The organism is Vibrio mediterranei, from assembly GCF_013364395.1.
GTDB classification, from domain to species: Bacteria; Pseudomonadota; Gammaproteobacteria; order Enterobacterales; family Vibrionaceae; genus Vibrio; species Vibrio mediterranei.
Window position 1 is genome coordinate 2,135,405 of record NZ_JABXGK010000001.1, and the last position, 21,368, is coordinate 2,156,772.

The following is a 21,368-nucleotide window of genomic DNA, read 5'->3' on the forward strand; positions in this document are numbered from 1 at the left end:
TTATTTCCTCAAAGCAAATGATTCACAAGGTAGGTCGTAGAGCGCTTTCAGCTCATCATCCAGTTTTAATAAAGTAATTGAGTAGCCAGACATTTCCTGAGACGTACAGTAGTTACCGACTAACGTGTCATGAACAGTGATGCCGCGCTCTGCCAGAAGCGCATGCGCTTGCTTGGTAGCAATAAGAAGTTCCATATAAGTCGATGCGCCTAGGTTATTAACCAAAAGACACACTTCATCGCCAGATTGATACGGAAGGTCAGTGCACAGATCATTAATGAGACGGGTGACGACTTCGTCAGCAGAGGTCATTTTCTCGCGGGATACGCCCGGTTCACCATGCAACCCCATACCAATTTCTAGCTCATCATCTGGCAGTTCAAAGTTAAAGGTATTGGTTTGTGGTACTGAACCCGCCGACAATGCCACGCCAATTGAGCGGGTGTAGTCGCGAGCGCGTTCAGTCACTGCCACAATTTGGTCAAAGTCATCGTATTTTTCAGACGCTGCACCCGCGATTTTTAGCACGTATAAATCACCCGCTGTACCGCGTCTTTCTTCGATTTTTTCTAGCGGTGCAGAAGCCACATCATCCCAAACACGAATGGTGTGAGTTTTGATGTCATCATCGTCCGCAAGTTCGGCAGCAATATCGAAATTCATATTGTCGCCCGCATAGTTACCGTAAATGTAAATCACGCCTTTGCCATTGTTGACCGCTTCAGTCGTCTGCAAAATCACGTTAGGAGCAGGAGCGGCGAAAATATCACCCAGAGCCGCGGCATCCGCGAGCCCCTTGCCGACGTAGCCTGCAAATAATGGCTCGTGACCTGCACCACCACCTGTCACGATAGCGACTTTATCCTGAGGAAAATCGGTACGCATTGCTGCGGTAATACCCGGTAAGCCTTCCAGCTTGCCATTCATCGCAACTAAGAGACCATCAAATTGCTCTCTTGCCACCGCCATTGGATCATTAATCAGTTTTTTTGGCTTTCTCATGGGGTTCACCATTTGATTTATTGTTGTTTTAGTTGATAACTAGTCGCCATTCTTGTGGTCAGCTTCAGCGCATTTTCCATTGCAGGCGTTGAGGCAACATTCTTGCCGTAAATATCAAAGGCAGAGCCGTGGTTAGCGGTTGCGATTGGAATTGGGATTCCTCCCTGAACTGTTACACCGCGGTCAAAGCCCATCATTTTCAGCGCTGTCGCGCCTTGGTCGTGGTACATAGAAACAATCGAATTCATCGATTCTTTCTCTACAACCCACATAGTCGTGTCACCAGGGAATGGCCCGAATGCTTCGATGCCTTTTTGCTTCGCTTTTTCAATTGCCGGTGTAATAGTGGTAACTTCCTCATCACCGAACAGTCCACCTTCCCCACCGTGTGGGTTAAGAGCTTGAACGGCAATTCGTGGCGACTCAAAACCTGCAGATCGCAATGTTTTGTCCATCAGCTCAATGGTTTCCAAAACCGAATCAACCGTGAGGTTATCGACAACATTCTTGAATGGAATATGAGAGGTAACGCGACCAGCCCAAATGTCGTCAACAACGTTGACTTCACAACCAAATCCTTGATACCCAGTTAGCTCTGCAAACCACGACAGTTCATCACGGTGAGCCAAACCTGCCATGCTCATCGCCTGCTTATTCAAAGGCGCAAAGCAAATACCGTGGGTTTTATGGGCTAGGGTTAAATCAACCGCTATCTTGAGTGTTTCAAGTACATAAGTTCCGCCTTGCGCCGTGGCTTTACCGTACTCAATAGGCTCGGCATGAGAACTGCTAAATTTCAGTAGAACAGGCTTATTGTCGACAAATTTGGCTTGCTCGAATGAATCCACCACATCGTAATCAAATGTCACCTGAGCAATGTCCATGCCTTTGCGAAGTTCGTATTCATCAGCAATGATAAGAATATTGGCTTGCTGTCTGTTTGCCTCGTCAGCGAGCACCTTAACCGCAACTTCAGGGCCAATTCCGGAAGGGTCACCTAATACAAGAGCAATAGTCGGTTTAGTCATGTTTTAATTCCTTGAAAGTTATTTATAAATGAAGTCCACAAAACCTACAGAGAGCGCGGGTACATACGTTGCCAGTAGCAGTACAAAGAACAGTACTCCAATGAACAGTGCGTTGACTTTTGTTACCTGCCAAATGTCTCGTTTCGCAATAGAGCAGGCCGTGATAAGTACACTTGCCACTGGCGGCGTTTGCTGACCGATAGAGATGTTCAGTGCCAGCATAATTCCGAAGTGAATTGGGTCGATACCTAATTCATGAATCAATGGAAGTACGATAGGTACAGTTAGAATGATGGCCGCAGCGCCGTGCAGGAATACACCAACAATTAAAAGCATCACGTTAAGCATCATGAGAACAACGTACTTGTTTTCAGAGATACTTAAGATGCCAGCTGCCATTTGTTGTGGTACTTCTTGCTCGGTTAGGAACAGACCTAGTACTGCCGAGGTTGCGACAAGAAGCATAACTACTGATGTACCTGTCACCCCTTCCATCATCGCTTTATAGAACAGCTTTAGATCCATCTCACGGTAGATAAAGATACTGATTACTAACGCTAGTAACACCGCGATGCCCGCTGCTTCGGTCGCGGTCATAAAGCCTGAAAGGATGCCACCAAGAATAGCGAACGGCAGCGTTAGCGCCCAAAATGCATCTTTAAATGCTACCCAAAGCTTACGAAGGCTAAACGACTCTTCTCTTGGCAAGTTGTATTTGACCGCGTAGTAGTAACACACTCCAAACATGCCAGCTGCGCCTAGGAGACCCGACACGATGCCTGCCACAAACAGCTGTGAAATCGACACATCTGCCATCGCACCGTAAATAATCATTGGTAACGATGGTGGAATGATCACCGCTAAAGAAGCTGAAGACGATGTGACCGCCGCAGAGAAGCTTCCTGAATAACCACGTTTTTTCATCGCTGGAATCAAGATAGAACCTAGCGCGGCAACGTCGGCCACTGCCGAGCCAGAAATCTCAGCAAAAATCATCGAGACACCAACATTTACCATAGATAGGCCGCCGCGAACGAAGCCTACAATAGCGTTAACGAAATTGATCAATCGAAGAGAAATACCACCGGTGTTCATTAGTGCACCAGCGAAGACAAATAATGGAATAGACAGTAGCGTGAATTTAGAGCCACCCTCAAACATTGCCAGCGCAGCGTTGTAAATTGCGTCAATGCCTGACGTCGCGACCATCCCAACAATAGCAACCGCTCCGATAGCAACACCAATTGGTACATTAATCATTACTAAAGCGATCAAACAAAACAAAACGACTAACGCACTCATTTCACAGCCTCCATTGCTTCTGACATATCCTTTTTGGCATCACGAATTGCTTCTTTTATTTCTTCGTCTTCTTGCGTTGAACCATCACAGAGTAAGTTCCATGCTTTTGGCAATGAGCAGATTTGTGCCACGATAAACAGCACCGCTCCAATAGGTAACGCGGATTGAGCAAAGGAAAGTGTAATAAAGTCGAGACTCGTTAATGTCTCTTCTCCAAAAATCTCCAAAATGTAGTAACTGGCCCAAGCAATCACTGCAAAGAATCCAATCACCACCAGTTCACTAAATAAGAACAGCGCTTTACGTAATGGCAACGTCATGCTCGCCACTAAACCGCCAAAGCCCATATGAGATCGTTTGATTGCACAAAGCGCTGAACCATAGAAGGTTAACCAAGCCAACAAAATAGCGGAGACTTCGTCGTACCAATAAAGAGAAGCACCACTAAAGCGTGAAAAAACCGCAACAATGATAATGGTGCTGAGTGCGAGTAAGATCGTCATTGAAATAGCGATCAACACTTTTTCTAGAACGCTAGAAACTCTATTTAACACAGCTAGAAAAGACATCATAAACCCTCGCGAAAAACACATGAGTGGCTGCACCCAAGGTGCAGCCAAGGAACTTCTTAGTTAGCTGTTGCCATTGCTTTATTTAGCATGACTTCGCCGTTGTTTACGTTTTTCACAAAATCGTCGTAGATAGGTTGGCTTGCATCTACGAAGGCTTGACGGTTCGCTACGTTAAGCTTCATACCGCCAGCAACCAGCTTATCTTTCAGTTCGCCTTCTAGCTTCGCGGCTTCTTGATAACCCCACTGCTGTGCTTGCTTAGCAGAGTCTTCAAGCACTGCTCGAACTTCATCAGGGAATTTCCCATAGTGGCGTGCACCTGCAGTTAGGTATGCTGGTGTGTACACGTGGTTTGTCACACTCAAGTAGCCTTGCACTTCATGTAATTTCGCTGCATAGATGTTGGTATACGGGTTTTCTTGCCCATCGATAACACCAGTTTGTAGACCAATGAATACCTCACTGAAGCTCATAGGCGTTGGGTTCGCCCCCCAGTTTTTGAACATCTTCACGCGCCATGAACTGTTTGGTGTGCGAATTTTCAAACCATCAAGATCTTCTGGTGTGTTAACCGGGCGCTGCGCATTAGTGATGTTTCTAAAGCCGTTTTCCCAAAAACCGATGACTTTATAACCTTTCTTTTCAGCAGCCGGCGCGATATATGGCCAGAATACTTGCTCCTCGATCTTAGCGACATGGTCACGATCTGAGACTAAAAATGGTAGTTCAAACAACGCCATTTCTGATACATGCGTTGGTAGTGTTGAAGTGAGTAGAGCCAAGTCTACTGTGCCAAGCTTCAACTTCTGCTGCACATCTTTATCTTTACCTAATTGAGCTGCACCAAAGAACTTAAGGTTGTAGTCAATACCTTGTTTTTTGAATTCTTCGTTTGCCACTTCAGTAAAATATTGTGTCGTGTTGTATTGAAGTGAACCTACCTGCGCGCTAGTCGCCACTTTTAGGTCTTTGGCAAATGTCGCTGAAGAAAGAACAGCAGACACAGCGAGTGCAGTAAAAGTAAGTGTTGTTTTTTTCATTTTAGTTTCCACGTTATTCCATTAAACATTGAGGGAGGGTTATCCAATAAATTCTTTCTCTATCTCCTTAATTCTATTTACCTTAGGGGTCGAGGGTCCGTCAGAAAACTCTGAATCTAACCATGTATCTAATATCGCTTTTGCGAGCTCAGAACCGATCACGCGAGAACCCATAGTGATAATTTGCGCGTCGTTGCTCTTACGAGCTCGCTCAGCAGAAAACGTATCGTGGCAAAGTGCAGCTCTAATACCTGGTACTTTATTTGCCACAATAGATACACCGATTCCGGTACCACAAAGAATGATGCCGCGTTCATGCTTTCCAGCACTCACTGCTAAGCTGACTTCTTTGGCAATATCCGGATATAGTGATGCGTTCTCTGGGTCGATTCCGTAGTCGACATACTCAATACCTTTCGCAGCTAAATGAGCTTTCAAGCACTCCTTCAAATCTACTGCTGCGTCATCACATCCAATTGCTATCATGTCGCTATCCTTATGTTCATTTGTCCATCGAGATTGCAAATGATATTGAACTTTTATTCCTAAAAGTTACAGATGAACATCTTTCAAATGAGATATCAATCACCAAAACAATACAATTTATTAACATTATCGTGATCAACCTAGCCTAAATTCCAATTTAATAAATGCCTGTAGCTTTTATAAAACAGAACACACCTTAGATCTTGAAGAGAATTTATCTTTAAATTATTCAATAACTTAAAATCAATTATCAAAATTACCACCACTTACTTAGTAGAGCATAAGCTCTACTCTATAACTGTAAAACACCCAGTTTGATAGTTTGTTCACACAAACAAAGAAATGAGAACGCGAACATTCTAAATGCATTGTTCAGATGTTATATTGACTGAACATATGAACAACACCTATAACAAAAGGACTTGCCAAAATGCATAACGAATTAGGTTTAACGCTTTCTCAAGTAACTGAATCAGCAGCACTAGCTGGATACAAATGGCTTGGGCGTGGAGATAAGAACAAAGCAGACGACGCAGCGGTAGCTGCAATGCGACATCAACTTAACGAGTCACATGTCGACGCGACTATTGTCATTGGGGAAGGAGAAATCGACGATGCTCCCATGCTGTATATTGGTGAACAGTTAGGAAAAGGCGGAGCTGCTATTGACATTGCTGTAGACCCTATTGAAGGCACACGAATGACGGCTATGGGACAATCGAATGCCCTCGCGGTGTTAGCTGCCGCTGAAAAAGGTACATTGCTTCAAGCTCCCGACATGTATATGGAAAAATTAGTTGTCGGCCCAGAGGCGAAAGGTGCGTTAGATTTAACACTCCCTATTGAAGAGAACATTCTCGCTGTCGCTAAGAAACTCAATAAACCAGTACAAGATATTGTTGTCGCAACGCTCGCAAAACCGAGACACGATGCCATCATTCACACTATGCAATCGATGGGTGTCAGAGTCTATGCTTTCCCAGATGGGGATGTCGCCGCTTCCCTACTCACATGCATGCCAGAAAGTGATGTTGATATGATGTACTGTATTGGTGGAGCACCTGAAGGTGTTGTAACAGCAGCGGTAATACGTGCATTAGATGGAGACATGCAGGCTCGATTATTAACACGTGATGTAGTCAAAGGCGAAACCTTAGCCAATATCAAACATGCCAAATCAGAGCGCCAACGCTGTCAGGAGATGGGGGTAAGTGAAAATGTTATCTTATCGCTCAACGACATGGTGAAAAACGATAACATTGTGTTCTGCGCAACGGGTATTACCAAAGGTGACCTCCTTGATGGTGTTCAAAAACATGGGTCGTACCTCACAACTGAAACCTTACTTATACAAGGTCACAACAGAACGATTAGAATGATAAAGTCTAATCACGACCTAAATAAAACCAATAAAGAACTACTTAAGCTTATTGCTTAGCAATCTATTGCTTGCAGTGATACGCCTTTAAAGGAACAGAATGGACTTAACCAACATAGAACAAACAGAAGAAACTAACCTTCTGACTGAGATTGCCGTAGCCTATTATCAAGATGGTGCAACACAAGAAGAAATATCAAAACGTTTTGGTCTGTCACGTGTCAAAATAGGACGCTTACTCAAACGTGCTAGAGATCAAGGCATTGTCGAAATCAAAGTCAAGTACCATCCTGTTTTTGGCGCTAAGCTCGAGGAGCAGCTCAAAGAACGCTTTGGTTTAAAGCGAGCTTTAATAGCACTCGATCAACCGACCGAAGATGAGCAACGCGCACTATTAGCCGGTGTCGTTTCTACCTACCTTTCCTCAACGTTAAAGGACGGCATGATTGTCTCAATCGGTCAAGGACGTAACGTCTCGTCTGTATCTGAGCATATCGGCGTCGTTAATCCGAAAAAATGTACATTCGTTTCTAGTATTGGAGGTATTCATCCCCGTGGTGGCATGCTCAATGCGGACCATATCTCGCGGCGCTTTGCTAAAACTTTTGGTGGCGTTAGTGAAACCTTGTACGCTCCTGCTTATGTTCGCAACCCCGATCTTCGTAGAGCCTTGCTTGAAGACGAAACCGTTCAGCAAACAATGGACATCGCAAAAAAAGCCGATGTGGCATTAGTCGGAATTGGTGACTTGAATGAAAGTAGCTATATGGTGAACCTAGGCTGGTTTTCAGTTCAGGAAATGGTCGAAGCACGAATCCAGCAAGGTGTAGTCGGTGAAGTCGGCGGTTATGATTTTTACGATATTAAAGGCAACGTCCAAGATACCAAAATGAGTAACCGTGTAATCGGACTAACCATCGCTGACTACCAAAAAATCCCACAGGTAATCGCTATTGCTGCAGAAAGCAGTAAGCCACTGTCTATTGTTGGAGCTTTGCGTACCGGAGCGGTAGACATACTAGCGACTAGCGTCGCCAACGCGATCACCATTCTTAATTTAGACGCTCAGCAATAAAATAGCCGTGCAATGTAACAACTAGTGCATTGCACGGCTTCAACTTATTGTTCCCGTTTACTTCACATTTCTCTCAGTTGACAGGAAAAGTCGTGTTTTCTCTCTTATCCTAAACAAGACGCCATAGTGACATTATTGTCATTATGACTTATCAAGTAACGATTCTAGGAGCTTCTATGGGAAAACTGATGCTAAAAGTTATTGTGCCAGCTCAAATGCATACAGGGATGACAATGGTGCCTGACCCAATGCCACAGTATATTGGAGCAGAATCACTTCTACCTAACGGGTTGCTACCACCAATGATAGCTGGAGCGACGGTTATTGGAGGCCAAAAGGTCGGGAGCAAATGGATGGGGTGTACTTACATGAAAGCTCCATATGTGATTCCAGGATTTGCCGAAGTTGAGGAAACCCCTTTTTAGGCAGCAATGACCTATTTGCCTACCTATTTCATTCCGGTACCTACCTATTCAAAGAGTAAGTACCGGAACTTGTGTTCAAACTAATCCCAAAGAATTAACTCTCCCAAAGTCCTTTTGTATCAGAGAACAACGACTTAAACCAAAGAACAACTGAGTCCCATGCTCGTTTAAAAATAGAGCCTTGCTCTACATTAGACATGGCAATCAGAGGCTCTGAGGCAATTTCATCATTACCAACACTCCAAGTGACATTACCAATGATATCACCTTGTTTCACGGGAGCAACCAACGGTGCGTAGATTTCGGTTTCCTTTGTCACTCCACGGCTGTTACCGCGAAGGTAAGTCGCATAAACATCATGATCAAACCCCACGTCAATATTGGCGTTTTTCCCTTTCCAAACTCTAATCGTCGCTTCACTTTCGTCCGCTACGGCAAGTTGGTCTGTTTCATAAAAACGGAAACCGTAATTGAGAAGTTGTCTTGATGCTTCCACGCGAGTTTGAGTACTTGGTGTCCCCATGACTACGGAAATCAGACGCATCTGTCCTTGTGTCGCTGAACTGACTAGGCTGTACCCTGCATCTGAGGTATATCCAGTTTTTCCACCGTCGACATTAAGAGAGTTATCCCATAGCAGTCGATTGCGGTTGTATTGCTTAATATCCGCCCAAACAAAGCGTTTTTCTGAGTATATTTCATAAACCTCTGGCACATCTTCGATGATCTTTCTCATCAATATTGCCATATCGTTTGGCGTAGTGTGAATACCCTGCCCGTCTAAGCCATGTGCATTAATGAACTGAGTATTGTTCATACCCAAGTTCACTGCCCACTGATTCATCAAGGCAACGAAACCACTTTCCGTTCCGGCTACATGTTCAGCAAGTGCGACCGCGGCATCATTTCCTGATTGAACAATCAAACCACGCAACAAGTCCGCAACCGTGACGTTGTCACCCGGCTTAATGAACATTTTGGAAGAATCTGGAAATTTAACTGACCACGCGTTCTCACTGACCGCTACTTTACTATCCCAAGAAGTACGGCCATTTTCGATTTCTTTGCCAACTACATAGGCAGTCATCAATTTTGTTAAACTAGCAGGTGCTAAAGCGGCATCTTGGTTGCCTCCCACGAGTATAGCTCCAGACTGATAGTCCATGAGCACGTAGCCTTTGGCATTAAGAGTGGGTGGGTTTGGTGTCACCAACGCCGCGACAGACACCGATGAACTCAAGGCTAAAGACGCAAACAGCAGTGACATAGTTTTATTCATCTCACGGACTCCTTATTCTGTGAGCACTCCGTTGAACCACCGATTTAGGGAATCTTGACTACAACTCGTCATTTGAAACATCGGCATCAACACGGAGCAGAAAGATTTCTTTCCCCCTACCCACAAACTAGAATAATATTCGCAAGTTAGCTCAGAATTTTTGTAAGATTTATTACGGCATCTCGAAATAACTCTTCGGGGTATTGCTCGCTACAATTATCGCCTACTTTACGCAACTCTCTCCTTTACTCACCTCACGTTTACTATATTGTTTTATAGCCACCTACTTATTTTGGTATGTCAGTAATACGGTAAAAAGCAACACAAAAACATCTCTATCAAAGTTCAAACATCGAGTTTATGATTATTGAGTACATACTTTGTAACAATGCGCCATCTGAAACCTATCTAATCGCCGCCGTTTGCCCTGTTGGGTCATGCACCGATGTTATTAAGTATGCTCGGTCCCCCCTTCTTTACATCGCTTCAGGTGAACGTATCCCCTTAACATCATCTGCTTGATGCCACTTTTCCACGACCAGTGATGCAATCAAATCACCCTCTACATTTACTGCCGTTCTGAAAGTATCAAGGGGACGTTCTATAATGAGCAGAATGGCTATTGCTTCGAGCGGGATTCCCGCCGCCAATAAAACCATCTGCATCCCAGACATAGAACCAGAAGGCATACCGGGTGCCCCAATTGATGAAATCATCGCCATAATAAAGATCATCACCAAGCCCGTGGTGGTTAAATCAACACCGAACAATTGTGCTAAGAAGATTGCCGCAACGCCCTCAAATAAAGCCGTTCCATCCATATTCATAACTGCGCCTAACGGTAACACCATACTGCTCGTGCTTTGTGATACTTTAAGCTCTTGTTCTGCTACTTGCATCGAGAGTGGTAACGTAGCCGAACTGGATGACGTCGCAAATGCCATCGCCATCGGTGCATAGATCGCTTTAAACAGAGTTCTATAACTGATTCCCGTCACCAACTTGGCGATTGCTGGCAGAACAACTGCACCGTGGAACACCGTCAATAAGAACACGAGTAAAGCAAATAAGATCAGTTGATGAAACAAGCCACTGTTGCCGTTGGTGGTAAACTCAAACACGATGGAAAATACAGCGATTGGTGCCAATTTAATGATACCACTGACTACCGTATTGACGGCTTTGTTCAGTCCAGACAAGGACTCAAAGATACTGTGTTTCTCTGGCAACGAAACCAGCAATGCAATACCTAGTAAAAATGAGAATGTTACAATTGCTAGCAGATTCCCTTGAGCTAAAGCTGCTACAGGGTTCACCAACGCCATATTCAGTAGCCTTTCCACAATGGCGCCACCCGTTGTGGACTCTGTGTCAATGAGTTGGACATGACTTTCTAAAGGCACATGACTAGTGAGCGGTTGCCATGCTGGTAACAATAGCGAAGCACCAAGACCTAAGCTGACCGCTAGAAGTGTTGTGGAAGTATAAAACAGTAGTGTGTGGCGTCCGATGCTCTTCAGTTTGACCGTCGAGCCTATGCTCGTAATGCCTTGTAGTAGCGACAGCATAACCACGATACCTACAACCATTTTTAACAAGCCAATATAGGTGACTTTACCTAACATAATCAGCTGATACCAACTCGTCTGAGTCAGGTTATTAGGTAACGGTAGAAAGGTCGCTATACTCCAAGCGAGAAACGCAGCAAACAACAATTGCAGTGGTAGAGAAAGACGCAGTTTTGCCCACATGATGGTGATATCCATAAACGATGAAACGTGTAACGAGAAGGCTCATTGGCCTTCTCATCTTTGAACCTTGGTGCTAGTAACAATTAAGAGATGTTGTTTCTATAAAAAGGATTCAAAGCACTTTTTAGTCGCTTCAGAACCACCAATGCCGTGACTCGACCCCACCCAAATAAGATACGCTGGTGAAGTCTGAAAATAGTATCGTAGAGATTGCGCACTAATCGCCCACGTAAAATCAGTTTATTGTTCATCAAAGTACCCACCGCGTAGTTGTGGCCCACCGCGATAACCATCCCACCGTCTTTGAAAATAAACGGCTTAATGGTTTTGCCTTTCAGCAGTCGTTTGATCTGATTCGCTAAATGTCCTGCAGCTTGATTAGCTGCCTGTGCGCGAGGCGGGACAAAACTGCCGTTGGGCTGAGGACATTCCGCGCTATCGCCAATCACGAAAATGGCATCATCAAGAGTGGTGACTAGATTAGCGTCTACTTTTAATTGATTTAGCGCGTTGGTTTCTAGACCATCAAGCGTTGCCAGCCATGGTGCACACTTGATACCAGCCGCCCATAGCTGCAAGTTAGCGTTAATAACCTCACCGCTATCAGTCACCAATTTACCCGCGTCGGCACGTTTAATGCGGGTCTCCGTTTTCACTTCGACACCATTTCTTACCAAGGCCTTACGCACTTTCTCTGACATGCATCCTGGGCCAGCAGGCAAGACTCGACTTGACGCTTCAATCAGAGTAATGGTGAGATTCATGTCATGGCGATAACGTGTCAGTTTCTGACTGACTTTTGCCAATTCGGCCGCCAGTTCCACACCGGTTGCTCCAGCACCGACGATCGAGATTCTTTGCTCACCTTGCGTACGTAACAATGGATTTATCTGATCCCATGCTTGTTGTGCTTGCAAAGCGGAGTCTAAAAATAAGCAGTGTTCACTAACACCTTCTGTTTTGAAATCATTACTCACCGCACCAACGGCGATCACCAAATAATCGTAAGCCAACTCAGAGACCATACCTTGTTGATCTTGAATCTCAATGGTCTTTTGACCTCGATTTAGCGATTTCATCGATGCCTGAACGTATTGATATTGATTGCAATAGCTATGTTGTAAATAGCTCACCGCGTCAAGCTCAGAATCAAAAGTACCAGAAGCAATTTCATGTAAACGCGGCTTCCAATAATGGTGACTAGCGGACTCCACCAGTACGACCTCGTGTTGACCTACACGGCCAAAACTTCTTCCTAAACGAGTAACTAATTCAAGGCCGGCTGCACCGCCGCCTACTACCACGACTTTTGACATCGTATGCTCCAATAACTGTACAACCAATCTAGATTGCGCTCTAAAACCAATTGTTTGCGCAAACCCAACGCCTGACATCAAACAGAATGGCGACATTGTATTGGAACGATTTATTATGATAATCCAGCTAAATTCATATTAACTTATACAGATTTGTAATAATGAATTTGACCATCAAAGTATGACACTCTGGGATGTGGGACGAGTTTGAGAGTGGTCCTAAATAAACGCGTTTAGGGAGACAGAATGGTGTTTCAGTCGCTAACGGCCTTAACTCAGCGAATTTACATTAGGCTTTTCTTTTTATAATCAATAAAGTAGCTAGAGGAACCTTGAGTTTTCTTAGCTTCATACATTGCAGTATCAGCGATATGTATTGCTTGCTGAATGTCAATATGTCCACTTAAACACAGTGTGGTACCTATACTGAGCTCTGGCGTTACCTTATCACCATTATGAACATCGATGGGGTGAGATGAGACTTGCAATAGATGATTAGCGATACTTAGAACATGTTCTCGACTATTAAGTCCAGGTAATACGACCAAGAACTCATCTCCACCTAATCTTGATACCACGTCCGTTTGTCTAGTGAAATCCTGCAATCTCTCGGCAAGCGCTACCAATATTTCGTCTCCTATCACGTGACCATAGGTATCGTTGATCACCTTAAAATTGTCGATATCTAGAAACATAAACGCGATTTTCTCTGAACGATTCCAACAATGGCAGATCATTTCTTGAAGTTTCACGTCTAGAAGGCGGCGGTTGGGAAGACTCGTCAAAGGATCAAGGTTCTGCTTTTCTATGACGAGTTGCTCTCTAGCCTTTCGTTCAGAAATATCACGGACGATAGCCAAAAAATAGTTCTCACCATTAAACTCCACCATACTGATGTTAGCCTCGATAGGGATCTCAACTCCATCTTTACGTTTGTGCGTTGCTTCGACGAAACGATTTTGAGCTTGTTTCATTTTTTCAACGTGGTCTTTCCAGGTTATTTCTCTATTAAACAAAGGGTTGATATCTGGCACAGTTAGACGTAACAGCTCCTCTTTGGTGTAGCCTAGACGTTGATAACCAAGTTCGTTGCAGTTCAAGATCTGACCAAATTCCATATCGACGACATAAATCGCGTCATGTGATTTACGCACTAGTTGGTCAAGTAATAATTCAGCGGCTTGCGATTGTCTTGGCCCAGACAAATCAATTATTTGCGAGACTAAACGGGTAATATTTCCTTCATCATCACATTCAGCAGACATATTGAGTAGAGCTAATATTGAATGGCCGTCTTTGTGAATATACCGTTTATGGGTTTGAACGGAGTCAGTTGGGTTTTCAAGAAGTTGCGCCCTTATCCGCTTATTTAGCGCAAGGTCGTCCGGGTGAGTAATAACAACACTGTCAGACATTAACTCGGCTTCCGAATAGCCGAGCAGTTTACGCAAAGCAGCATTAGTATATTCCAACTTACCTGTTGGTAAGCTAATCGCTGTTGGTATCGGCGTTATATCGAATAGCCGACGAATAGAGTTATCCATTTGAGCGGAATTTTTATCCATACCATCCCCGCTTTTCTATAGTCGTAACACGTGAAAGCTAGCCAACATGTCACTACTGTACACAGCCCAGAACATTAAAATATGTAACATCAATGCTGACTGTCTTTTGATTATTGTTCAGAAACTATAGCCAAAACTTAAACAGAATATGCTTAATCTTGCCCGATAGAATGGTGTTATTAATCAATTACTCAAAAATGAGACATTGTCGTACAGGCGTTTTATCTACCTATAAAGTGGCATTTTATCGCGTGAGTGACTGGCTTATTATTCTCCCCAGTTAAACCACAAGTACTTTGCCAATGACCTCCAAACCTAGTCTTACTGATGCTACTCTGCAACTCATTTCCGACGTTAAGAAACAATTACCTCTTTACTCCGAAGATACGTTTGTTTGTGGTCCTGATAATTCTTGTATCGGCTGTCCTAAAAAGTTAATGGAATTAGTAGAGACCGAAGTAAGTTACTGGGAATCGGCATTATCACGTGGGATTACACCCAACTTTGAAGAACTCCGAAGGTTTGGAAAGTTGTGTTCTAGTGTAAGACGAGGATTGGTTCGAAACGGTCTTGTTAACTAAGCACGATCACTCGTATTTTCCGATAATATTGTCACACGGATGTGAATCTCCCTTCCTTTTCTATTTCTATTGATTTACCCACTTCTATTACTGACAAATTAAATATCAACATCTTGAAATTTAATATCTTGTCTAGCGGTCTAGTGCTTTGAACCGATATTTTTTGGACGACCTCAATAGATAGCCTCAAGACTATTGATTATCGTGTCTCAACCTTTAGTATCAATTGTTAACAACAGGGCAAGGTTCGCCACAAACAGTATAAAATGGATAACATAATGAATAATAAGATGTTCAAATCTGCAGTGCTTTCCACTCTCGCAATGACGGTCTCTTCTTGGTCAACCGTTGTCTCTAGCGAAACACTCGACACGACTCAATGGAATTCGGTATTAGAACAAGCCAATGGACAAACAGTATACTTCCACGCATGGGGAGGTAGCCAAGAAATTAACCGTTACCTCCAGTGGGCAGGTAAAGAACTAAAAGACCAATATGGCGTTAACTTTAATCACGTAAAAGTCACCGACATCGCCGAAACTGGCTCTCGTTTACTCGCTGAAAAAGCAGCAGGAAAAAATGACGGTGGCAGTGTCGATATGGTGTGGATTAATGGTGAGAACTTCAAATCCATGAAGGACAACGCCCTACTTTATGGACCTTTTGTACCCAACCTTCCGAATTGGCAATACGTCGATAAATCGCTTCCCGTTGACAGCGACTTCTCAGAACCAACGGAAGGGCTTGAAGCACCTTGGGGAGTGGGTCAACTCGTGTTTATTCACGATACACAAACTCTCAATAACCCACCGACGTCTTATATGGAGATGCTCAACTACGCTAAAGCGTTTCCGAATAAGTTAAGCTACCCAAAACCGCCAGAGTTTCATGGTACTAGCTTCTTGAAGTCTCTGTTAATTGACCTTACAGATAACGATCCTGCGTTAGCAAAACCCGTTTCAGAAGCTGACTTTCAAGGCGTCACCAAGCCGCTTTGGGATTATCTGGATGAGTTTCATAAGGTTGCATGGCGGGCTGGTAAGCAATTCCCTGCCGGAACCGCTGAAACAATCCAATTACTAGACGATGGTCAGCTTGATCTAGCTATTACTTTCAATCCAAACGCTGTCTACTCTGCTCAAGCGAATGGTAACCTTAGCGATACCACTACCGTGTATGCAATGGATAGTGGTGCATTGTCCAACATTCATTTTCTTGCAATCCCTTGGAATGCTAATGCTAAAGCAGGGGCTCTAGTCGCTATTAACTTCCTACTGAGTCCAGAAGCACAATCGCGAAAAGGTGATATCGCAATTTGGGGTGACCCTTCGGTACTCAGCAAGCAATATCTCACTGGCAGTGCAGCGAAAACTCAACAATTTAAGTCTGTCGCCGAGCCTCACCCAAGCTGGCAGAGCGCCCTTGAGCAAGAGTGGCTCAAGCGCTACGGCAGCTAACGGCTTACGAGATAATAAGATTATGCTAAGACTGTTGTACGTCTGTTTAGTCGTTGTCTGCATTTTCCCTACAGTACCTGGTTTACTTGGGGTGGTGATATCCTCTTTGGGTTATATCCCCCCTTTAGGTCTACATCATTTTGATTTAGCCGGATTCAATCAGGTCTTTGCATGGCAAGGCGTAGAAACTTCTATTTTGCTGACGTTTAGCTCTGCAATACTGAGCAGCTATCTCGCCTGCTTCTTATCCTTTGCCATTATTGCCTCTTGTTGGAACAGTAGTTGGTGGAAACGAATCGAACTATCGCTATCTCCTTTACTTGCTCTGCCTCACGTCGCCTTTGCTATTGGTTTTGCTTTTCTGTTTTCTCCTACCGGATTTGGCGCGAGAGCCTTAGTTGACCTTTTGGGAATGGATCTAAGCGGAAACTCTGCCAGTTCAGCTTGGCTAGTCAAGGACCCTTATGGCGTTGGCTTGACGTTGATGCTAGCCCTCAAGGAAGTACCGTTTATACTGCTGATGAGCATCCCAATACTACGACAACTTAGAGTCAGTGAGTCACTGCGTATCGCTACATCACTCGGATACACTGAAAGTGCAGCTTGGTGGAAGATCATACTGCCACAATGGTTTACTAAAATTCGATTCCCGATGCTCGCAGTGATTGCCTACAGTTTATCTGTCGTCGACGTTGCTTTAATTATCGGACCAACTAACCCACCAACCTTCGCTGTCTTAGTTTGGCAATGGTTCAATGACCCCGACCTGAGCTTGCTTCCCCGCGCCAGTGCTGGTGCTGTTGTGCTATTTGCTATTGCTTCAATCTTGATTGGTATCGCTCGTCTCATCGAGCATCTCGTCGTTGCCATTTGCAATCAATGGCAATATTCAGGCCGTACATCGCTGCGCATTCCTGGCAAACCAATATTCACCGTACTTGTATCCATTGTTGCCGCCATGATACCGCTGACGGTTATTTGGACATTTGCACAGCGTTGGCGTTTTCCGGACGTCTTACCAAGCCGCTATACATTGCGTTTCTGGGAATATGAATGGAACGGTATTTTTGAAGTGATGGCACAGAGCTTAGCCATCGCGCTTATCTCGGCAACGATTGCTCTCATACTTGCTGTTGTAGGGCATGAGTATCGCAATAAATATCGCTTACATATACCAGGTTACGTGATTGCGATTCCCATGCTATTGCCGCAATTAAGTATCTTGTTCGGATTGCAAGTTACCACGCTATTACTTAGTGACTCGAGTTATTTGCTTTGGGTTTGTTGGTCACATGTATTCTTCGCCTTCCCGTTTGTTTTCCTTGCACTAGATGGGCCATGGCGCGGCTTCAATAGTAAGTTTACCCAGGTATCACTGAGCCTTGGGAAGAGCCCTATTCATACTTGGTTGCACGTCAAATTGCCGCTTCTTTTCCCTGCAATGGTATTTGCATGGGCGGTAGGCATTAGTGTGAGCCTTGCTCAATACTTACCTACGCTGGTATTAGGAGCGGGTCGAGTTGCCACTATTACAACCGAAGCGGTAGCCTTATCGAGTGGATTTGATCGCAGAGTCACCGCCATCTATGCACTCTTCCAGGCTTTCTTACCACTACTATTTTTCTCTGTTGCCGTATTGGTTAATCGCATTCACTCTCGTTATCGACGAATCAAGATCAAAGGACTTTTATTTAATGACACTATCGCTGGCAAACCTCACCATCCGTAAGAAGGAAGGCGAGGTGCTGTTTTCTGACTGCAGTTTCAACGTAAAACAGGGCGAAATATTGACGCTAATGGGCCCAAGTGGTTGTGGAAAATCCACGCTGCTTGACGTCGTTGCGGGTCATCTGTCGTCAGAGTTTGTCTACCAAGGACAAGTTCTACTCGAAGACAAACGTATCGACATGCTAGAACCACACAAGAGACAAGTCGGAATTTTGTTTCAAGATGACCTGCTGTTTCCTCATCTCAATGTATGGGAGAACCTTGCCTTCGCCTTGCCTAATCGAATTAAAGGAACTGAACGACAAGAACATGCAATGAACGCTCTTGCTAGTATTCAACTCAATGGTGTGGCTAATCATTACCCAGAGCAATTATCCGGAGGACAACGTGCCCGCATCAGCTTAACACGAATGCTGCTCGCTGAACCAAAGGCCGCCCTACTTGATGAGCCATTCAGTAAACTCGATAAAGAACTGCGGGTTCAGTTCAGAGATTGGGTTGTGGAACAGCTTCGCAGTGCCAATATTCCCGCTTTAATGGTCACACATGATGAGGATGATATTCCTGATGGCAGCCAAGTCCTTAAATGGCCTTGGGAGAGTGCAGCATGTTAGACAGCATTAGTATCAAAGTTATTCGCTGGCCGTTATCTCAATCGGCACGTGTGCTTAACCGATTAGGGATAACAGCCAATCAAACTACACTATTTGGCTTCGCTTTGGGTTGCCTTGCTTTTCCTGCTTTAGCGTTTGAGCATTATTCCATCGCCCTGATATTTATTTTGTTAAACCGAATTTGCGACGGTCTTGATGGCGCTTTAGCACGTATTCAAGGGATTTCAGATGCCGGAGGTTTTTTAGATATAAGCTTGGATTTCTTATTCTACTCACTGATACCGTTTGGTTTTGTTATTGCCAACCCTGAGCAGAATGCCATTGCTGGCGCTTTTTTGATTTTCTCTTTTATCGGCACAGGAACTAGCTTTTTGGCATTCGCTGTGATGGCAGGTAAACGCGGTATTGAGAATCCAGTTTATCGTCATAAATCTTTGTACTATATGAGTGGCCTTACCGAAGGCACCGAGACCATTGGTTGCTTTGTTCTTTTATGCTTATTACCTGAACATTTTGCTACCATTGCGTTCGTCTTCGGGGCTGCGTGCTGGTTTACAACGTTCACTCGCATTTATTCAGGTTTTCACACATTGCGATAAACGCTACCGAAATCAAGTTAGAACCCACTTTTGTTGTGGTACATTCAGCATTAGTTGTTTCGGTTAATACGATGAAAGGATCGATATGTCTTCAGACTACTTTGGAACCAGTGCAGCCTACGCACGAAAAGAGAGCGATTACCGTGAGAAAGCCCTTAAGCTTTATCCGTGGGTATGTGGAAGCTGCGCTAGGGAGTTTGTTTATTCAAACCTGAGAGAGCTAACGGTCCATCACAAAGATCATGACCACACGAATAACCCCGATGACGGAAGTAATTGGGAACTTCTATGTTTGTACTGCCATGATCATGAGCACTCAAAATATACTGAGCACGATTTATACGGTAGCGAAGTAAAACCAGGAGAAGATAACCATCAGGCCGCTACGCATAATCCGTTTGCAGACTTAGCAAATATGATGAAGAAAAAGTAAGCGCGTTAAACGAAAAACGTCAGGGCTTACCCTGACGTTTGTTTTCACCCAGTCGAAACTTAGTCCCACTCAGGAGCGAAGTCTGGATTGGCTAATCGATGCCCTCTATCTAGTTTCGAGATACTCTCCATATCTTCATCGTCTAATTTAACGTGAACATACGCTAAATTACTTTCGATGTTCGCTTGCTTAGTCGATGATGGAATAGTCACAAATCCACATTTCGCCATCCAAGCCAATACGATTTGAGCAGGCGTCGCTCGATGTTTGTCGGCAATGTGTTTTATTGAACCATCTTTAAGTACATCCCCATACGCAAATGGCATGTAACCAGTCACAATCATATTTTGTTGACGGCAATACTCCACTACTTGTTGATTCTGAAGGTAAGGATGAACTTCAACTTGGTTGGTATAAAGCACGTTATCGCCCAAGATTTCGATTGCCTGTTTCATTTGAGCAACAGTGAAATTAGATACGCCAATATGACGAGCGAGTCCACTATCTTGAGCTTGTTTAAGTTCTTTAAGGTACTCTTCCATTGATACTGCTTCATCTTTAAGAGGCCAATGAATAAGAAGTAAATCCACGTAGTCTACTTGAAGGTCTTTTAAGCTCTCTTGTAAGCTCGGTATAAATGAGTCTTTTCCCAGTTTATCCATCCAGATTTTGGTGGTTATATAAAGCTCCTGACGAGGAATTCCGGAATCTGCTATCGCTTGCCCCACTTCTTTTTCATTGCCATAAATCTGAGCGGTATCAATGTGGCGATAGCCAGCATTTAATGCCATTTCAACAGACTTATAAGCATCGTCGCCTTTTAAACGAAAAGTACCAGCGCCAAGAGTTGGAATAGAAAGAGACATAGTTTTTCCTTGAATATATTCGGTGGACACTCTTATCCAGCAAGAGTCAAAGTTAAAACTTACTATAACTCAGAATCACAAAGTGTGCGCCACCTCTAAAACTATATAGTTTTAGAGGTATTTAAGTTTTCAAGTGTTGCCGATTAACTTTCAGGTGCAAATGTTTTTAGTACTGAAACAACAATGAGCTCAATTTTTTCTTGGAGAACTGTTTCATCCGGTTTAGACGCCAAATCTAACACTTGCGGCCAAAACAGTAGACCTTGCAGAACACTGAGGTAAAAGCTTGTAATAGTCTGAGCATCTTTAGCACACAATTTACCATCAGCAATCGCTTGCTCGAACCAACGAGTAACAGCACGTGTTTCATAGATTCGTTGACTGATATTCTTAGCTAAGTCTGGCTGACGGAAAAACTCCATAATGATGGTGCGCGAAAAAGCAATACCGTAAACATCATAAGAAATATTGACCTCATTGACCGTAATCGCCATCAACTGTTGATGCAAACTGCTGTCGCTGTTGTAGGGGTAATGCCCCGCTCTCTCGACACCATCTTGTACGATCGCCAACACTGCTTCAAACAAAACTTCTTTACTCTCAAAGTGTCGATATAACGTTCGTTTAGAAACTTCTGCTGACGTACAAACGTTATTCATGTTCGCAGCTGAAAAACCGTTGTCGATAAACTCTTTTTTTGCTGCATCAAGGATTGCTTTTCGCTTTTGTTCTGAGCGAGTCATTCGTTATCTCCTATTCATTGATACCGAGTCTAACAAATCAATTATCGCAGGTAAACTTTAAGGTTTACTTTTTAAAAAACCTCAAATAGAATTCAAAAAAATAAACCCATGAGTTTACCTCTATATTG

The 21,368-nt window shown here is 43.9% G+C and carries 21 protein-coding genes; 9 read left to right on the forward strand and 12 right to left on the reverse strand.

The window, feature by feature from the left end; translation table 11 throughout:
• Genes HOP38_RS10000 through rpiB form a run of 6 tightly spaced genes read right to left on the reverse strand, consistent with a single transcriptional unit; the run spans window position 1 to window position 5,430 of the window.
• The gene (locus tag HOP38_RS10000; protein WP_062457364.1) at window positions 1-1,002 is read right to left on the reverse strand and encodes a dihydroxyacetone kinase subunit DhaK; all 1,002 of its coding nucleotides are present in this window, start codon (window positions 1,000-1,002) and stop codon (window positions 1-3) included.
• Between the two features lie 17 nt (window positions 1,003-1,019).
• Window positions 1,020-2,030, reverse strand: a complete 1,011-nt coding sequence (locus HOP38_RS10005; RefSeq protein WP_198557981.1) for a 4-hydroxythreonine-4-phosphate dehydrogenase PdxA — start codon at window positions 2,028-2,030, stop codon at window positions 1,020-1,022.
• Window positions 2,031-2,048: 18 nt separating this feature from the next.
• A complete protein-coding gene (locus HOP38_RS10010) occupies window positions 2,049-3,332 on the reverse strand; it encodes a TRAP transporter large permease (protein ID WP_006073799.1) in 1,284 nt (427 codons plus the stop codon).
• Entirely contained in the window at window positions 3,329-3,904 is a 576-nt protein-coding gene (locus HOP38_RS10015) for a TRAP transporter small permease (RefSeq protein WP_231892927.1), read from the reverse strand. Before HOP38_RS10015 ends, HOP38_RS10010 begins: the two co-directional genes overlap by 4 nt.
• A 56-nt stretch (window positions 3,905-3,960) precedes the next feature.
• Window positions 3,961-4,944: a TRAP transporter substrate-binding protein gene (locus tag HOP38_RS10020; RefSeq protein WP_198557982.1), complete on the reverse strand. Its 984-nt coding sequence runs from the start codon at window positions 4,942-4,944 to the stop codon at window positions 3,961-3,963.
• Window positions 4,945-4,983: 39 nt separating this feature from the next.
• Window positions 4,984-5,430 carry a ribose 5-phosphate isomerase B gene (rpiB, locus tag HOP38_RS10025; RefSeq protein ID WP_006073804.1) on the reverse strand — a complete coding sequence of 149 codons (447 nt, stop codon included), beginning with the start codon at window positions 5,428-5,430 and terminating at the stop codon, window positions 4,984-4,986.
• Window positions 5,431-5,860: 430 nt separating this feature from the next.
• On the opposite strand from rpiB, the gene glpX reads away from it, so the two are divergent.
• From glpX to HOP38_RS10040, 3 genes are all read left to right on the forward strand, one after another.
• Window positions 5,861-6,868, forward strand: a complete 1,008-nt coding sequence (gene glpX / locus HOP38_RS10030) for a class II fructose-bisphosphatase (protein WP_124939894.1) — start codon at window positions 5,861-5,863, stop codon at window positions 6,866-6,868.
• Between the two features lie 40 nt (window positions 6,869-6,908).
• Window positions 6,909-7,883 (forward strand): sugar-binding transcriptional regulator, encoded by a 975-nt coding sequence (locus tag HOP38_RS10035; protein ID WP_006073807.1) that lies wholly within the window; start codon window positions 6,909-6,911, stop codon window positions 7,881-7,883.
• Window positions 7,884-8,059: 176 nt separating this feature from the next.
• Window positions 8,060-8,308: a hypothetical protein gene (locus HOP38_RS10040; RefSeq protein WP_006073808.1), complete on the forward strand. Its 249-nt coding sequence runs from the start codon at window positions 8,060-8,062 to the stop codon at window positions 8,306-8,308.
• Between the two features lie 94 nt (window positions 8,309-8,402).
• Here HOP38_RS10040 and HOP38_RS10045 read toward each other — a convergent pair whose 3' ends face one another.
• The 4 genes from HOP38_RS10045 to HOP38_RS10060 form a co-directional block, all read right to left on the reverse strand.
• Window positions 8,403-9,587, reverse strand: a complete 1,185-nt coding sequence (locus HOP38_RS10045) for a D-alanyl-D-alanine carboxypeptidase family protein (RefSeq protein WP_006073810.1) — start codon at window positions 9,585-9,587, stop codon at window positions 8,403-8,405.
• A 476-nt stretch (window positions 9,588-10,063) separates the two neighbouring features.
• Complete coding sequence (locus tag HOP38_RS10050) at window positions 10,064-11,338, reverse strand: dicarboxylate/amino acid:cation symporter (protein ID WP_198558275.1); 1,275 nt, start codon at window positions 11,336-11,338, stop codon at window positions 10,064-10,066.
• 83 nt (window positions 11,339-11,421) lie between these two features.
• Window positions 11,422-12,654, reverse strand: coding sequence for an NAD(P)/FAD-dependent oxidoreductase (locus tag HOP38_RS10055; RefSeq protein ID WP_198557983.1), 1,233 nt, complete (start codon window positions 12,652-12,654; stop codon window positions 11,422-11,424).
• Between the two features lie 284 nt (window positions 12,655-12,938).
• Window positions 12,939-14,219, reverse strand: a complete 1,281-nt coding sequence (locus HOP38_RS10060; protein WP_006073814.1) for a sensor domain-containing protein — start codon at window positions 14,217-14,219, stop codon at window positions 12,939-12,941.
• 302 nt (window positions 14,220-14,521) lie between these two features.
• Between HOP38_RS10060 and HOP38_RS26105 the strand changes: the two genes are divergently transcribed.
• The 6 genes from HOP38_RS26105 to HOP38_RS10085 all read left to right on the forward strand — a co-directional run bounded on the left by HOP38_RS26105 (window position 14,522) and on the right by HOP38_RS10085 (window position 19,631).
• Window positions 14,522-14,800, forward strand: coding sequence for a hypothetical protein (locus tag HOP38_RS26105; RefSeq protein WP_006073815.1), 279 nt, complete (start codon window positions 14,522-14,524; stop codon window positions 14,798-14,800).
• Between the two features lie 323 nt (window positions 14,801-15,123).
• A complete protein-coding gene (locus tag HOP38_RS10065) occupies window positions 15,124-16,257 on the forward strand; it encodes an ABC transporter substrate-binding protein (RefSeq protein WP_420883077.1) in 1,134 nt (377 codons plus the stop codon).
• Window positions 16,258-16,279: 22 nt separating this feature from the next.
• On the forward strand, window positions 16,280-17,986 hold the full coding sequence (locus HOP38_RS10070) for an ABC transporter permease (protein WP_171388607.1): 1,707 nt from the start codon (window positions 16,280-16,282) through the stop codon (window positions 17,984-17,986).
• Window positions 17,952-18,599 (forward strand): ATP-binding cassette domain-containing protein, encoded by a 648-nt coding sequence (locus HOP38_RS10075; RefSeq protein WP_198557984.1) that lies wholly within the window; start codon window positions 17,952-17,954, stop codon window positions 18,597-18,599. The genes HOP38_RS10070 and HOP38_RS10075 overlap by 35 nt, the downstream gene beginning before the upstream one ends.
• Window positions 18,593-19,198: a CDP-alcohol phosphatidyltransferase family protein gene (locus tag HOP38_RS10080; protein ID WP_062457342.1), complete on the forward strand. Its 606-nt coding sequence runs from the start codon at window positions 18,593-18,595 to the stop codon at window positions 19,196-19,198. The genes HOP38_RS10075 and HOP38_RS10080 overlap by 7 nt, the downstream gene beginning before the upstream one ends.
• An 85-nt stretch (window positions 19,199-19,283) precedes the next feature.
• The gene (locus HOP38_RS10085; protein ID WP_006073826.1) at window positions 19,284-19,631 is read left to right on the forward strand and encodes a YajD family HNH nuclease; all 348 of its coding nucleotides are present in this window, start codon (window positions 19,284-19,286) and stop codon (window positions 19,629-19,631) included.
• Between the two features lie 59 nt (window positions 19,632-19,690).
• On the opposite strand, the gene dkgB is transcribed toward HOP38_RS10085, so the two are convergent.
• Together dkgB and HOP38_RS10095 are read right to left on the reverse strand one after the other, a co-directional pair.
• Window positions 19,691-20,497: a 2,5-didehydrogluconate reductase DkgB gene (dkgB, locus tag HOP38_RS10090; protein ID WP_006073828.1), complete on the reverse strand. Its 807-nt coding sequence runs from the start codon at window positions 20,495-20,497 to the stop codon at window positions 19,691-19,693.
• 143 nt (window positions 20,498-20,640) lie between these two features.
• On the reverse strand, window positions 20,641-21,240 hold the full coding sequence (locus HOP38_RS10095) for a TetR/AcrR family transcriptional regulator (protein WP_124939900.1): 600 nt from the start codon (window positions 21,238-21,240) through the stop codon (window positions 20,641-20,643).
• Window positions 21,241-21,368: the final 128 nt, after the last annotated feature.

Excerpts from the sequence above, each read along its gene's own strand:
- HOP38_RS10075 (WP_198557984.1), top strand. The coding sequence starts at position 17,952 with ATGACACTATCGCTGGCAAACCTCACCATCCGTAAGAAGGAAGGCGAG.
- HOP38_RS10010 (WP_006073799.1), bottom strand. The coding sequence starts at position 3,332 with ATGAGTGCGTTAGTCGTTTTGTTTTGTTTGATCGCTTTAGTAATGATT.
- HOP38_RS10080 (WP_062457342.1), top strand. The coding sequence starts at position 18,593 with ATGTTAGACAGCATTAGTATCAAAGTTATTCGCTGGCCGTTATCTCAA.
- HOP38_RS10050 (WP_198558275.1), bottom strand. The coding sequence starts at position 11,338 with ATGTGGGCAAAACTGCGTCTTTCTCTACCACTGCAATTGTTGTTTGCT.
- HOP38_RS10020 (WP_198557982.1), bottom strand. The coding sequence starts at position 4,944 with ATGAAAAAAACAACACTTACTTTTACTGCACTCGCTGTGTCTGCTGTT.
- HOP38_RS10005 (WP_198557981.1), bottom strand. The coding sequence starts at position 2,030 with ATGACTAAACCGACTATTGCTCTTGTATTAGGTGACCCTTCCGGAATT.
- HOP38_RS10040 (WP_006073808.1), top strand. The coding sequence starts at position 8,060 with ATGGGAAAACTGATGCTAAAAGTTATTGTGCCAGCTCAAATGCATACA.
- HOP38_RS10035 (WP_006073807.1), top strand. The coding sequence starts at position 6,909 with ATGGACTTAACCAACATAGAACAAACAGAAGAAACTAACCTTCTGACT.
- HOP38_RS10045 (WP_006073810.1), bottom strand. The coding sequence starts at position 9,587 with ATGAATAAAACTATGTCACTGCTGTTTGCGTCTTTAGCCTTGAGTTCA.
- glpX (WP_124939894.1), top strand. The coding sequence starts at position 5,861 with ATGCATAACGAATTAGGTTTAACGCTTTCTCAAGTAACTGAATCAGCA.
- HOP38_RS10060 (WP_006073814.1), bottom strand. The coding sequence starts at position 14,219 with ATGGATAAAAATTCCGCTCAAATGGATAACTCTATTCGTCGGCTATTC.
- HOP38_RS10000 (WP_062457364.1), bottom strand. The coding sequence starts at position 1,002 with ATGAGAAAGCCAAAAAAACTGATTAATGATCCAATGGCGGTGGCAAGA.
- HOP38_RS10070 (WP_171388607.1), top strand. The coding sequence starts at position 16,280 with ATGCTAAGACTGTTGTACGTCTGTTTAGTCGTTGTCTGCATTTTCCCT.
- dkgB (WP_006073828.1), bottom strand. The coding sequence starts at position 20,497 with ATGTCTCTTTCTATTCCAACTCTTGGCGCTGGTACTTTTCGTTTAAAA.
- HOP38_RS26105 (WP_006073815.1), top strand. The coding sequence starts at position 14,522 with ATGACCTCCAAACCTAGTCTTACTGATGCTACTCTGCAACTCATTTCC.
- HOP38_RS10055 (WP_198557983.1), bottom strand. The coding sequence starts at position 12,654 with ATGTCAAAAGTCGTGGTAGTAGGCGGCGGTGCAGCCGGCCTTGAATTA.
- HOP38_RS10065 (WP_420883077.1), top strand. The coding sequence starts at position 15,124 with ATGACGGTCTCTTCTTGGTCAACCGTTGTCTCTAGCGAAACACTCGAC.
- rpiB (WP_006073804.1), bottom strand. The coding sequence starts at position 5,430 with ATGATAGCAATTGGATGTGATGACGCAGCAGTAGATTTGAAGGAGTGC.
- HOP38_RS10015 (WP_231892927.1), bottom strand. The coding sequence starts at position 3,904 with ATGATGTCTTTTCTAGCTGTGTTAAATAGAGTTTCTAGCGTTCTAGAA.
- HOP38_RS10085 (WP_006073826.1), top strand. The coding sequence starts at position 19,284 with ATGTCTTCAGACTACTTTGGAACCAGTGCAGCCTACGCACGAAAAGAG.
- HOP38_RS10095 (WP_124939900.1), bottom strand. The coding sequence starts at position 21,240 with ATGACTCGCTCAGAACAAAAGCGAAAAGCAATCCTTGATGCAGCAAAA.